Source organism: Ralstonia sp. TCR112 (genome assembly GCF_007997035.1).
Classification (GTDB): Bacteria; Pseudomonadota; Gammaproteobacteria; order Burkholderiales; family Burkholderiaceae; genus Ralstonia; species Ralstonia edaphi.
Window position 1 is genome coordinate 47,398 of sequence record NZ_VOSS01000077.1, and the last position, 11,907, is coordinate 59,304.

The window sequence follows — 11,907 nt, forward strand, 5'->3', positions numbered from 1 at the left end:
CGAACCCCTATCCGGAGCTTCGAGACCATGCCTCACGCCCTCTCCCGTTCGCCCGCGACGCAACGCCCGCGGCGATTCCCGCGCAGCAGAACGGCCCTGCTGGCCGCGCTGGTGGCGGGAGGGCTGACGAGCCTGCCGGCATGGTCGTCGCAGTCGACGGCCGCCGCCCCGCTGATCGCCCAAGCCGCACAGGAAAGTGGCACGGGCGGTCGGGCGGCCGTCCAGATTGAACGCTCGCGCCCGCGCACCGGCCTGCTGAGCTCGGAGCGCACCGATCTGCCGCGCGTCGCGCTCACTGAAGACATCATGTACCGCGTGCTGGCATCGGAAGTGTCATTGCAGCGCGGGCTGGTCGAACCGGCGTACCGCACTTACCTCGCGCTGGCGCAGGACACGCGCGACCCCCGCTTTGCCCAGCGCGCCACCGAAATCGCGTTTCTGACGCGCTCCCCCGCGCAAGCGCTGACTGCCTCGCGCCTATGGGTGGAGTTGTCGCCGACGTCCATGCCGGCGCGCCAGGTGCAGCAACTCCTGCTGGTGGCAACGGGACAGTGGTCGGAAGTCGAGCCGATGCTGCAGGCGCAGTTGAACAAGGTCTCGCCCGGCCAGCGTGCCGATGCCCTGCTGCAATTGCAGCAGCAGATGTCCAAGAGCAGCGATCCGGCGGGTGCCGTAGGCGCGCTGCAGCGCATCGCCTCACACGACATGCAGCGCCCGGAAACGCATCTGGCCCTGGCACGCGCGAAGGTTGCCGCCAAGGATGTCCCTGGCGCTCTGACGGAACTGGACACGGCGCTCAAGCAACGTCCCGGCTATGAAGACGCTGCCATCCTGGCCGCCGAACTGCGCGCCGACGGCGACCCCGATGCCGCCATCGCCGGCCTGCGCAGCTTCCTGAAAGCCGCACCGGCGTCCATCGACGGTCATCTCGCGCTCGCGCGCATGTACCTCGTGCGCAACCAGCAGGACAAGGCGCGGGCCGAATTCGAAACACTCAAGAAGATCGCCCCCAACGATGCGCGTATCACGCTCGCCCTGGGGCTGCTGAACCTGCAGCAACGCCAGTACGACGACGCAGAGCGGTATTTGAAGGAATACGTGGCCGCCACCGCCAAGTCGCCCACGCTGAGCCCCGAACCCGGCTACCAGGGCCTCGCGCAGTTGGCCGAGGAAAAGCGGGACTACGCCGGCGCGCTCGGCTGGGTCGACAAGATCACCGGCTCCGCCAACGGCGACGCCGACGGTCAGACCGCACTGGCTGCGGGCATCAAGCGTGGCCAATTGCTCGGCAAGCTGCGGCGCATCGACGAGGCACAACAGACCTTCGACGAACTCGTCGCCGATTCCGAAGACGTGCCCGATGGCCCGCGCCGCCAGGCGCTGATGGACGGCATCCGCCAGGCCGAAATCGGCATGCTGATGGACGCCAAGGCCTACGGTCGCGCCCGCGCCCGCGTCAACGAGCTGCTCAAGAGCGACCCGGACAACGTCGAATACACGTACCAACTGGCGATGCTCGAAGAGCACGACGGCCACTACGACAACATGGAAACGCTGCTGCGCAAGGTGATCGACCTGCGCCCGGGCCAGGCCATCGGCTACAACGCGCTCGGCTACTCGCTGGCCGACCGCAACGTGCGCCTGCAGGAAGCGCAGGAGCTGCTGGAGAAAGCCGTGTCGCTGGCACCGGATGATCCCTATATCGCGGACAGCCTCGGGTGGGTCAAATACCGTCGCGGCGATCTGCCTGCCGCCACCGACATCCTGCGCAAGGCGTGGACTGCCGCCCCGCAAGCCGAAATCGGCGCGCACCTGGGCGAAGTCCTGTGGCAATCCGGCAAGCAGGACGACGCGCGCCAGATCTGGACCGAAGCGTCCAAGCTCGACGTGAACGACACCACCTTGCGTGACACGCTGCGCCGCTTCGGCCAACCGGTGCCCAATGTTCCCGTGAGTGCGAATTAATGGCGATGCGGTTCACGCGCGCGCTTGGCGCGCTGATGCTCGGGGCCGGCTGCGTGCTGTTCAGCGGCTGCACAACCTTGCGGCCAGCCAACGATCTCTTCGCCGGCACGCAAGACGGCGATGCCACCATCACACGCTATCAGGGTCGCTTCTCGGCCCGATACACGCAGAACAACGCCGAGCAAAGCGCCGTCGGCAGCTTCCGCTGGCGCGAGCGCGGGCCCGACGTGCAGCTTGAACTGATGTCGCCGCTGGGCCAGACACTGGCCATCGTCAGCCAAAGCAACCAGGGCGCGACGCTGGAACTGCCGAACCAGCCGCCGCGCCGCGCCCCCGAAGTCGACACGCTGATGCAGGATGCGCTCGGCTTTTCGCTGCCGGTTTCAGGCCTGCGGGACTGGCTGCGCGCGCGCCCCGCTCCGGGCACACCTGCGCGCGTGGCACGCGACGCGCAATCTCGCCCCGAAACCATCGAGCAGAATGGCTGGACCGTCCGCTACGTCGCGTGGGCCGACAACGGCAACAACGCCGATGGCGCCAAGGCGACCATCCGCCGGCTCGATCTCGATCGTCAGCACGGCGCCAACGGCCCGCTCTCGGTGCGACTCGTGCTCGACCAGTAACGCCTCTTCGCCATGTCCTCCGCCCCCGTCGAGCTGCGTGACTGCCCCGCGCCCGCCAAGCTCAACCTCTTCCTGCACGTGGTCGGCCGCCGGCCTGACGGCTACCACCTGCTGCAAACCGTCTTCCAGTTGATCGACTGGAGCGACACGCTGCATTTCGCGCGCCGCACCGACGGCCGTCTCGTGCGCACCACCGATATCCCAGGCGTGCCTGCCGATGACGACCTCATCATCCGCGCCGCGCGCCTGCTGCAAGCAGAAACCGGCTGCACCTACGGCGCCGACATCGCCATCGAGAAACGCCTGCCGATGGGCGGTGGCATTGGCGGCGGCTCTTCTGATGCCGCCACCACGCTGCTTGCGCTCAATCGACTCTGGGGCCTCGACCTGCCACGCACGCAACTGATGGTGATCGGCCTGAAGCTCGGCGCCGATGTGCCGTTCTTCGTGTTCGGCCAGAACGCGTTCGCCGAGGGAATCGGCGAACAACTGACGCCCGTCACGCTGCCGCCAGCGGCCTTCGTGGTGATTCACCCACGCGTGCATGTGCCCACCCCTGCAATTTTTTCCGATGAAGGGTTGACACGCGATACGCCACTCACCATAATTACGGACTTTCCTGACCAACAAATTGTTTTCGCTTACGGTCGCAACGATCTGCAAGCGGTGGCGGAAAGGAAATACGGCGAAATCGCCCGAGCACTTGTCTGGCTGCGTCAGTTCAGCCCTCTGGCAAGAATGACCGGATCCGGCGCCTGCGTATTTGCTCCGTTCGACAACGTTGAGCATGCGCAAGCGGTAGCGGATCAGGTGCCTTCCGAATGGGAAGGTCGGTGTGCGGCAGGTCTGACGCATCACCCGCTCGCAAGATTTGCTGTGTAAGGTTTGCAGTTATCGCTTCTGCAATGGAGGCGGTAACCGATAGGTTGTGTAGGGGCGTCGCCAAGCTGGTTAAGGCACCGGATTTTGATTCCGGCATGCGTAGGTTCGAATCCTTCCGCCCCTGCCATTTTCTTCCTCATGTTCCCAGCAATAGCCCGGTTGGTGCTTCAACTGACCGGCGCGTCTGAAGTCGAAAAACAGGTGCCCCGATGAGCAGCGAAGGCTTGATGGTTTTTACCGGCAACGCCAACCCGAAACTCGCCGAAGCTGTCGTCAAGCACCTAGGCATTCCGCTAGGCAAGGCCCTCGTCGGCCGATTCTCCGATGGTGAAGTCCAGGTCGAGATTCAGGAAAACGTGCGCGGCAAGCACGTGTTCATCCTGCAATCCACGTGCGCTCCCACCAACGACAACCTGATGGAATTGATGGTGATGGTCGATGCGCTCAAGCGTGCGTCTGCCCGGCGCATCACGGCCGCCATCCCCTACTTCGGCTATGCGCGCCAGGACCGTCGCCCGCGTTCCGCACGTGTGGCGATTACCGCCAAGGTCGTGGCCAACATGCTGGAAGTTGCCGGCGTCGAGCGCGTGCTGACGATGGATCTCCACGCCGACCAAATCCAAGGCTTCTTCGATATCCCGGTCGACAACATCTACGCGTCGCCGATCCTACTCGAAGACCTGCGCAAGAAGAACTACGAAGACCTGCTCGTGGTGTCGCCTGACGTCGGCGGCGTGGTGCGCGCACGTGCGCTCGCCAAGCAGCTCGGCGTGGATCTGGCGATCATCGACAAGCGTCGCCCGAAGGCCAACGTGGCCGAGGTGATGAACATCATCGGTGAAGTCGACGGCCGCAACTGCGTGATCATGGACGACATGATCGACACCGGCGGCACGCTGTGCAAAGCGGCGCAGGTGCTCAAGGAGCGCGGCGCCAAGCAAGTGTTCTCGTATTGCACGCACCCGGTGCTGTCGGGCGGCGCCGCTGCCCGCATTGCAGACTCGGCACTCGACGAAGTGGTCGTGACCGACACCATCCCGCTGCGCGAAGACGCCATCAAGTGCGGCAAGATCCGCCAGCTCTCGACGGCTCCGCTGCTGGCCGAAACCTTCACCCGCATCGTGCGCGGCGACTCGATCATGTCGCTGTTTGCTGAATAATTCGGCACCCGAGCGGCTTACTGTTATAATTCAAGGCTTTACCGCAGAAAACGTCGATTAGACGGCACTTCTGCGGTCTCTGCGGGACGCAATATGGCGCCCCCTTCACCAGACGGCTTGGTCGCGAGTCGTCTTTTTCGTTTGGAGCAATCATGAAAGTTGTCGCTTTCGAGCGTAGCGTTCAGGGCACTGGTGCGAGCCGCCGCCTGCGCAACGCCGGCAAGACCCCGGGCATCATCTACGGCGGCGAAGCCACCCCGAAGTTGATCGAACTCGATCACAACGCGCTGTACCACGCGCTGAAGAAGGAAGCCTTCCACTCGTCGATCCTCGACATCGAAGTGGCTGGCAAGGTGGAAAAGGCGCTGCTGCGCGACTTCCAACTGCACCCGTTCAAGCAACTGGTTCTGCACGTCGACTTCCAACGCGTGTCGGCCAAGGAAAAGATCCACGTCAAGGTGCCGCTGCACTTCCTGAACCAGGAAACCGCACCGGGCGTGAAGCTGGGCCACGGCATCGTGAACCACATCCTGAACGACGTTGAAGTGTCGTGCCTGCCGGCCGACCTGCCGGAGTTCATCGAAGTGGATCTGGGTTCGCTGGAAATCGGTCAGACCCTGCACATCGCTGACCTGAAGCTGCCGAAGGGCGTGACCATCCTCACCCACGGTGGCGATGAGAACCCGGCGGTTGCCAACATCAGCGTGCCGGCTGGCGAAAAGTCCGCTGCCGCCGAAGAAGGCGCTGCTGCTGCAGGCGAAGACAAGCCGGCAGCCTAAGTTGCCGCACCTCGCACCTCGGTGCGAGCGAAAAAAAGCCCGCCGAGCCTGTCTCGCCGGGCTTTTTTTCTGCCTGAGCGGCGCGAGCCGCACCGCCTCCGGGCTGCGGAATGCAGCTATGCTTGTACGATCAAGGGGCGCGTCCTGCACCTCCATCTGACACGAATCGCATGATCAAACTCATCGTCGGCCTCGGCAATCCCGGCGCCGAATATGCGGCGACCCGACACAACGCCGGCTTCTGGCTGGTCGACCAGCTCGCTCGCATGGGCAACGTGACGCTGCGCAACGAGACGCGCTTTCACGGCTATGCAGCGCGCGCCAACCTCTGGGGCAACGAGGTGTGGCTGCTCGAGCCGCAAACCTTCATGAACCGCTCCGGCCTGGCCACCGTGGCACTGGCCCGCTTCTACAAGGTGATGCCCGATGAAATCCTGGTCGTGCATGACGAGCTCGATTTGCCGCCAGGCGCCGTGAAGCTCAAGCTCGGCGGCGGTTCCGGCGGCCACAACGGCCTGAAGGACATTGCCGCACATCTGGCCACGCAACAGTTCTGGCGGCTGCGCCTGGGCATCGGCCATCCGCGCAATCTGTTGCCGCCGGGCGCCGCGACGTCGGGCCAGCATGACGTCGCCAACTTCGTGCTCAAGGCGCCTCGCAAGGAAGAACAGGACCTCATCGACCGCGCCATCGATCACAGCCTTGATGCGCTGCCGGAGCTGATCGCCGGCAATGCCGAGAAAGCCATGATGCGGCTGCACACCGCGCGCTGATCAACGTCACCGAGGACACGGCCATGACACCGTTCGCCATACTCACCTCGCGCGCCGCCGTGCTGGCGGGTCTGGCGCTTGGCTTGGCAGCGACCAGCCTGCCGGCGCATGCGCAGGTATACCGCTGCAGCGAGAACGGCCAGACGACCTATTCCGACCACCCTTGCGGTACGCGCGCGAGGCCGGTGCCGATGATCGACAACACACCCACCGCCGCCGACCAGAAGGCAGCCCGCGAGCGCGCCAGCGCCGAGGCCGCCGAAGTGCAGCAGATGGAAACCGCGCGCCGCAAAGCGCAGGCTGCGGAAGATGCCCGACAAGCCCAGATTGCCGCGCAGGCTGCCGAGGAGGCGCGCCGCGAGCAACGGCAGAAAGTGGTGGTTGCGCAGGAAGGCGTTCGCTACTGCCATCGCGTCTACGTAGGGCCCGTGCCGTACCCGCAGCCCTACCCAACACCGATGCCCGCGATACGCCAGCCCCCAGCGCCGCCGACGGGTGCGTTGCGCCAGCCTGGCGCCGGCCCCAAGCCGTTCACGCAGGCACCGGTGGCGCCGTCACCGATCGTGCCGCGCCCGCCGCGCCCGCATTACCCCTACTTCCGCATCGTCTGCGAGCCGGGCTATGCGTACGAGGGGCCGGAAGACCTGCTCCCCATCCAATAAACGTACTGCCGACAAAACGGCAACCACCAATGAAAAGAGACGGCCGAAGCCGTCTCTTATCTTGTGTGCTCACGCCGCGCGTGGTGGTGCGGAGGTGAGTTGAACGTACTTGTGCATCAACTGCTCGTGCGTTTCCTCATGGGCCGGGTCCTTGGGGATGCAATCCACCGGACAGACCTGCTGGCACTGAGGCTCGTCGAAGTGGCCGACGCATTCGGTACATTTGCCCGGGTCGATCACGTAGATCTCCGGGCCCATCGAAATCGCGCCGTTGGGGCACTCAGGCTCGCATACGTCGCAATTGATGCACTCATCGGTGATTATGAGCGCCATGATGCCTTCCTTGAAATGGCCGGCGAGCCAGCGCTCGCCAAAGCGTCATTTTATTCCGATTTGCCCGACCCTTCCGACTTGCCGGTCTTTTCCTTGAGCCATTTTTCGACCGACGGGAACACGAACTTGCTGACGTCACCGCCGAGCACGGCGATTTCGCGCACGAACGTACCGGAGATGAACTGGTATTGATCCGACGGCGTGAGGAACATGGTTTCCACGTCCGGCAGCAGATAGCGGTTCATGCCGGCCATCTGGAATTCGTACTCGAAGTCCGACACCGCACGCAGGCCCCGCACGATGACGCGCGCGCCGTTCTTGCGCACGAAATCCTTCAAGAGACCCGAAAACCCCTCGACCCGCACGTTAGGGTAATGGCCGAGCACTTCACGGGCGATTTCGATGCGCTCTTCCAGCGCAAAAAAAGGCCGCTTGTTCGGGCTCTGCGCCACCCCGACGATCAGCTCATCGAAGATGTTGGATGCACGCCGCACGAGGTCTTCGTGGCCGCGCGTGAACGGATCGAAAGTGCCGGGATAAACCGCGATCACCATGGTTCCTCCACCAAGGGGAAAAGAGTATCCGCAAGCGTCGGCGTGGGACATGGCCGCGCCGGTACTGCATTCGGACACCGTTGCGTTATCGAGCGCGGCAGATCCCGAGCCTGCCGCCTGTGCCACCAGCATCCACCGGGCGTACCCGAGTTGCGGGTGCCGCCCGATGCTCATGCACCGGTTGCGAGCGGCGTAGTTTAACCGTTTTTGCGCAGCAGCAAATGTGCATGCACCGCACCGGCGCGCAGGTGTTTGTGAAGCACCAGATCGGCGGGCAGCGCGATGCCGGTGGCCGGCTGGGCATCATGTGAATCAGCACTCACATCCATCAGCGGCTGCGCTGCTTCAACGTAAATCACGCCTCCGGGCTTGACCACCCGCGTCGCGGCTTCCAGCGCGCGCAGCGTCCAGTCCTGCGCAAACGGGGGGTCGATGAACACAGCATCGAACGCAGCATCGGGCTGCCGAGCGAGCCAGGCGAAAGCGTCGCCGGAGACGATGTCGACCATGCGTGCGCCCAGCTTGTCGCGGATGGCGTGCAACGCGCGCACGGCCGGGGCGTGGTTTTCGATGAGCGTCACCTGGGCGGCGCCGCGCGAAGCGGCCTCGAAGCCGAGCGCGCCGGTGCCGGCAAAGAGGTCGGCGCAACGCCAGCCGGTCAGGTCCTGACCGAGCCAGTTGAAGACGGTTTCACGGACGCGGTCGCTGGTCGGGCGAAGGCCGTCGGCATCAACCACCGGAAGCGGCGTGCGCTTGTATTGCCCGCCGATAATGCGGACCTGCTGCGGGGCGCGCGCGTGCGACGTGGCGGTCTTGGCCTTGGGGCCTTTGGAGCTGGAGGTACGAGGTGCCATGGGCGCGATTTTAGGGGCTGTTGCCTCATAAAACGAGCGCAAACAAAAACCGGCGGGAAACGCCGCCGGTTTTTTCGGATGAAGACGCGGTACGTCAGTTCGCAGCAGCTTTTTCCGGACCGCCCACAACGATCGTCGCCATGGCCTGCGGCTGCAGCACGCGCTGGAACGCCGTGCGCACCTGTTCACGCGTGACAGCCGCGATGCGCTGCGTCCACGTATCCAGGTAGTCGAGCGGCAGGTTGTACCAGCCGATGTTGGCCACGTTATCCAGCAGCTTGCGGTTACTGTCCAGACGCAGGGGGAAGCCGTTGACGAGGTTGTCCTTGGCCGCCTTCAGCTCCGCGTCGGTCGGGCCATCGGCGACGAACTTGGCAACCGTGTCACGCACCACGCCCAGCGCTTCCTCGGTCTGGTCCTTGCGCGTCTGCAGCGCCAGTTCGAACGGACCGGGCTGTGCAGCGGGCGCGAAGTAGCTGCCGATGCTGTACGTCAGGCCGCGCTTCTCGCGCACTTCATTGGTCAGACGCGCGCTGAAGCCGCCCCCGCCCAGCACGTAATTGCCGACCAGTAGCGGGAAGTAATCCTTGTCGCCACGCGCGATGCCCGGTTGCCCGAGGATGATGGTCGCCTGCTGCGCGGGGTGCGGAATGCGGATCGTCTCCGCCTTCGGCAGCGGCATCTTGACGTCAGGCAGCGCCGGCGGCGTGGCGCCGTCAGCGGGCAGGCCACGCGTGATCTGCTCGGCGATGGCCTCGGCTTCCTGGCGGCTGATCGCGCCGATCAGCGTCACGACCGCGCGCTTGGCCGTGTAGTTGGCCTGGTAGTAGCGCACGATGTCGTCGCGCGTGATGCTTTCCACCGTTTCCGGCGAAGCGGTCTGCCCGTACGGATGCGTGCCGTAGATGGCCTTGCCGAACGCGCGCTCGGCGAGCACCGACGGTTTGGTCAGCGATTCGCGGATCGCAGCCACCAGGCGCTGCTTGTCGCGCGCGAGCACCGCGTCGGGAAAGGTCGGTGCCGAGACGATCTGCGTCATCAGCGCGATGGCCGGGCCGCGCTCAACGGGGTCGGACAGCGTGCGCAGGCGCAGGCTCGTGCGGTCGCCACCGGCACCGCCGCCAAAGCTCGCGCCCACATCGGCAAACGCGTCTGCAATCGCCGCTTCATCGCGCGCTGGCGCATTGCCCTGCGCCGCAACGCCCTTGTCGAGCATGCCGGCCGTCAGCGAGGCGAGGCCCACCTTGACAGCCGGCTCGTAGCGCGAACCCGCATCCACGTCGAGATTGATGTCGAGCATCGGAATCGACGGGCTCGGCACGAAGAACACGCGCGCGCCGGTCGGGGCCGTCCAGTGTTCGATGGGCAGCGCGGCCAGGGCACTCTGCGCCGCCGCAGCAACAATGGCGACCAGCGCCGTCTTCAGGGTCAGAGACATGGCGCGCATCAACGCAGCCCTCCTTCATCGCGCATGCCGGGAACAGGCTTGCGCGCCGGTTTGTTGGGATCGATCGGTTGCGGCAGGAGCGTGGCGACGACGAGGTTGTCTTCGCTGAAGTAGGTCTGCGCCACGTGCTGGATCTGCGCCGACGTTACGGCCTTGATCTTCTCGAGCTGGCGATCGATGGAGCGCCACGACAGGCCGCTCATCTCGTTCATGCCGATCTCCATGCCCTGGCCGAAGACCGAGTCGCGCTTGTAGATCTGCGCGGCCACAACCTGCGCCTTCACGCGCTTCAGTTCGGCATCGGTCACGCCTTCCTTGGCGATGCGCTCGATCTGCGCGCGCAGCGCCTGTTCGATCTCGGCGGTGGTGTGGCCGTCGGCAGGCGTGCCGTCCATCAGGAAGATCGACGGGCCGCGGTTCAGGCCGTCGTAGCCGGCATTGACGTCGTCGGCGATGCGCTTTTCGCCCTTGACGAGCTGGCTGGACAGGCGCGCGTTGTCATAGCCATCGAGCACGGCGGACAAGACCTCCAGCGCATACGGATCGACGTCTTTCTCCACATCGCTCAGGCGCGGCACCTTGTAGGCCAGCACAACGTACGGGTTCTCGGCCGGCGCCTTCACCCAGATGCGTTTGACGCCGATCTGCTTGGGCTCCTCCTGCGCATAGCGACGCGGCAGCGCATGCGGCTTGAGCTTGCCGTAGGTGCGCTGCGCAAGGCGAAAGACTTCGTCGGGTTTCACATCCCCCGCGACGATCACGGTGACGTTGTTGGGCGTGTACCAGGCGTGGTACCAGTTCTGCGCGTCCTGCACCGTCATCGTGTCGAGATCGCCCGGCCAGCCGATGGTCGGGTTGCGGTACGGCGCGGCATTGAACAGCGTGGCGAGCATCTGCTCATACACAGTGGAACGGGCGGAGTCGTCGATGCGCATGCGGCGCTCTTCCTTCACCACGTTCATCTCCGGCTTGAACTCCTTGTCGGTGAGCTGGAGATTGGCCATGCGATCGGCTTCGAGCCCCATCACATCGGCCAGGTGCGATTTCTCGATCTGCTGGAAGTACATCGTGAAGTCGCGCGTGGTCATGGCGTTTTCACGGCCGCCCAGGGCCGCCACGCGCCGGGAGAACTCGCCCGGGCCAACTGCCTTGGTGCCCTTGAACATCATGTGTTCGAGCATGTGGGCGACACCCGTGGTGCCGTTGTGCTCGTCGATGCTGCCGGCGCGATACCACACCATGTGCGCCACGGTGGGGGCGCGGTGGTCTTCCTTGACGATCAACCGCAGCCCGTTGGGCAGCTTGTATTCGTGCGTGTCGGACTGGCTGGCGCCCACCTTGCCACCGGTGATGGTGGCGGTCGCATGCCCGGGTGCAGCGGCCAGCTCCTGCGCGCCAACATGACCGGCCAGCAGGCCTGCCGCCAGGGCCGTCGCGGCCAATTGCCAGACTCGCGACCGAGCCCGGTTTGAAACGATTCGCATGGAAGAGCGCATAAGGGCTGTCTGATAAAATTCGACGCTTGATTCTAACGGCGAAATAGACTGCCTTTTACGATGTTTAGTTTCTGGAAGAAGCGCAAGGCAGAGCCCCAACCGGCCGCCGAACCCACGCCCGCAGCGGCGCCCGAAGCCGCGCAGGCGCCTGCACAAGGTTCTTGCACGCGAGGTGGCGTCAGGAGAGACGGTCATCCTGAACGTGGGGTCGCTTAAGACTCCGTTCAAAGGCAGTGACAACTCGCCCGAGCCCCGAGATCAGGTCGATCTACGAAGACGTATCGAACGACGCCTGGGAGATCGCGCAAAGCCGCCTGGATACCATTAGTCCCCTGCTTGACCGGAGACGGAATCGGACAAAGGCGGACTACGTTGCTGT

At 64.7% G+C, this 11,907-nt stretch carries 12 protein-coding genes and 1 tRNA gene; 8 read left to right on the plus strand and 5 right to left on the minus strand.

Annotation, left to right across the window (positions count from 1 at the left end):
* The first annotated feature begins 27 nt into the window (after positions 1-27).
* From FUT88_RS18230 to FUT88_RS18265, 8 genes are all read left to right on the plus strand, one after another.
* Complete coding sequence (locus FUT88_RS18230) at positions 28-1,965, plus strand: tetratricopeptide repeat protein (protein ID WP_147217220.1); 1,938 nt, start codon at positions 28-30, stop codon at positions 1,963-1,965.
* Positions 1,965-2,588, plus strand: a complete 624-nt coding sequence (lolB, locus tag FUT88_RS18235) for a lipoprotein insertase outer membrane protein LolB (protein WP_147217222.1) — start codon at positions 1,965-1,967, stop codon at positions 2,586-2,588. Before FUT88_RS18230 ends, lolB begins: the two co-directional genes overlap by 1 nt.
* A 12-nt stretch (positions 2,589-2,600) precedes the next feature.
* A complete protein-coding gene (gene ispE, locus FUT88_RS18240; protein WP_147217224.1) occupies positions 2,601-3,470 on the plus strand; it encodes a 4-(cytidine 5'-diphospho)-2-C-methyl-D-erythritol kinase in 870 nt (289 codons plus the stop codon).
* Positions 3,471-3,520: 50 nt separating this feature from the next.
* Positions 3,521-3,597, plus strand: a tRNA-Gln gene (locus FUT88_RS18245).
* 82 nt (positions 3,598-3,679) lie between these two features.
* A complete protein-coding gene (locus FUT88_RS18250; RefSeq protein WP_004633415.1) occupies positions 3,680-4,630 on the plus strand; it encodes a ribose-phosphate pyrophosphokinase in 951 nt (316 codons plus the stop codon).
* A 152-nt stretch (positions 4,631-4,782) separates the two neighbouring features.
* Complete coding sequence (locus tag FUT88_RS18255) at positions 4,783-5,409, plus strand: 50S ribosomal protein L25/general stress protein Ctc (protein WP_027678312.1); 627 nt, start codon at positions 4,783-4,785, stop codon at positions 5,407-5,409.
* Positions 5,410-5,579: 170 nt separating this feature from the next.
* The gene (gene pth / locus FUT88_RS18260) at positions 5,580-6,182 is read left to right on the plus strand and encodes an aminoacyl-tRNA hydrolase (protein WP_147217226.1); all 603 of its coding nucleotides are present in this window, start codon (positions 5,580-5,582) and stop codon (positions 6,180-6,182) included.
* 23 nt (positions 6,183-6,205) lie between these two features.
* Positions 6,206-6,844 (plus strand): DUF4124 domain-containing protein, encoded by a 639-nt coding sequence (locus tag FUT88_RS18265; protein WP_147217228.1) that lies wholly within the window; start codon positions 6,206-6,208, stop codon positions 6,842-6,844.
* A 69-nt stretch (positions 6,845-6,913) separates the two neighbouring features.
* On the opposite strand, the gene FUT88_RS18270 is transcribed toward FUT88_RS18265, so the two are convergent.
* The 5 genes from FUT88_RS18270 to FUT88_RS18290 all read right to left on the minus strand — a co-directional run bounded on the left by FUT88_RS18270 (position 6,914) and on the right by FUT88_RS18290 (position 11,528).
* Entirely contained in the window at positions 6,914-7,177 is a 264-nt protein-coding gene (locus FUT88_RS18270; RefSeq protein ID WP_027678315.1) for a YfhL family 4Fe-4S dicluster ferredoxin, read from the minus strand.
* 50 nt (positions 7,178-7,227) lie between these two features.
* A complete protein-coding gene (coaD, locus tag FUT88_RS18275) occupies positions 7,228-7,731 on the minus strand; it encodes a pantetheine-phosphate adenylyltransferase (RefSeq protein ID WP_027678316.1) in 504 nt (167 codons plus the stop codon).
* Positions 7,732-7,928: 197 nt separating this feature from the next.
* The gene (gene rsmD, locus FUT88_RS18280; protein WP_147217230.1) at positions 7,929-8,585 is read right to left on the minus strand and encodes a 16S rRNA (guanine(966)-N(2))-methyltransferase RsmD; all 657 of its coding nucleotides are present in this window, start codon (positions 8,583-8,585) and stop codon (positions 7,929-7,931) included.
* 94 nt (positions 8,586-8,679) lie between these two features.
* Positions 8,680-10,032 carry a M16 family metallopeptidase gene (locus FUT88_RS18285; RefSeq protein ID WP_147217232.1) on the minus strand — a complete coding sequence of 451 codons (1,353 nt, stop codon included), beginning with the start codon at positions 10,030-10,032 and terminating at the stop codon, positions 8,680-8,682.
* Complete coding sequence (locus FUT88_RS18290) at positions 10,032-11,528, minus strand: M16 family metallopeptidase (protein WP_186829330.1); 1,497 nt, start codon at positions 11,526-11,528, stop codon at positions 10,032-10,034. Before FUT88_RS18290 ends, FUT88_RS18285 begins: the two co-directional genes overlap by 1 nt.
* Positions 11,529-11,907 lie beyond the last annotated feature (379 nt).

Excerpts from the sequence above, each read along its gene's own strand:
- FUT88_RS18230 (WP_147217220.1), top strand. The coding sequence starts at position 28 with ATGCCTCACGCCCTCTCCCGTTCGCCCGCGACGCAACGCCCGCGGCGA.
- lolB (WP_147217222.1), top strand. The coding sequence starts at position 1,965 with ATGGCGATGCGGTTCACGCGCGCGCTTGGCGCGCTGATGCTCGGGGCC.
- rsmD (WP_147217230.1), bottom strand. The coding sequence starts at position 8,585 with ATGGCACCTCGTACCTCCAGCTCCAAAGGCCCCAAGGCCAAGACCGCC.
- FUT88_RS18255 (WP_027678312.1), top strand. The coding sequence starts at position 4,783 with ATGAAAGTTGTCGCTTTCGAGCGTAGCGTTCAGGGCACTGGTGCGAGC.
- FUT88_RS18285 (WP_147217232.1), bottom strand. The coding sequence starts at position 10,032 with ATGCGCGCCATGTCTCTGACCCTGAAGACGGCGCTGGTCGCCATTGTT.
- FUT88_RS18250 (WP_004633415.1), top strand. The coding sequence starts at position 3,680 with ATGAGCAGCGAAGGCTTGATGGTTTTTACCGGCAACGCCAACCCGAAA.
- FUT88_RS18270 (WP_027678315.1), bottom strand. The coding sequence starts at position 7,177 with ATGGCGCTCATAATCACCGATGAGTGCATCAATTGCGACGTATGCGAG.
- FUT88_RS18290 (WP_186829330.1), bottom strand. The coding sequence starts at position 11,528 with ATGCGCTCTTCCATGCGAATCGTTTCAAACCGGGCTCGGTCGCGAGTC.
- pth (WP_147217226.1), top strand. The coding sequence starts at position 5,580 with ATGATCAAACTCATCGTCGGCCTCGGCAATCCCGGCGCCGAATATGCG.
- FUT88_RS18265 (WP_147217228.1), top strand. The coding sequence starts at position 6,206 with ATGACACCGTTCGCCATACTCACCTCGCGCGCCGCCGTGCTGGCGGGT.
- ispE (WP_147217224.1), top strand. The coding sequence starts at position 2,601 with ATGTCCTCCGCCCCCGTCGAGCTGCGTGACTGCCCCGCGCCCGCCAAG.
- coaD (WP_027678316.1), bottom strand. The coding sequence starts at position 7,731 with ATGGTGATCGCGGTTTATCCCGGCACTTTCGATCCGTTCACGCGCGGC.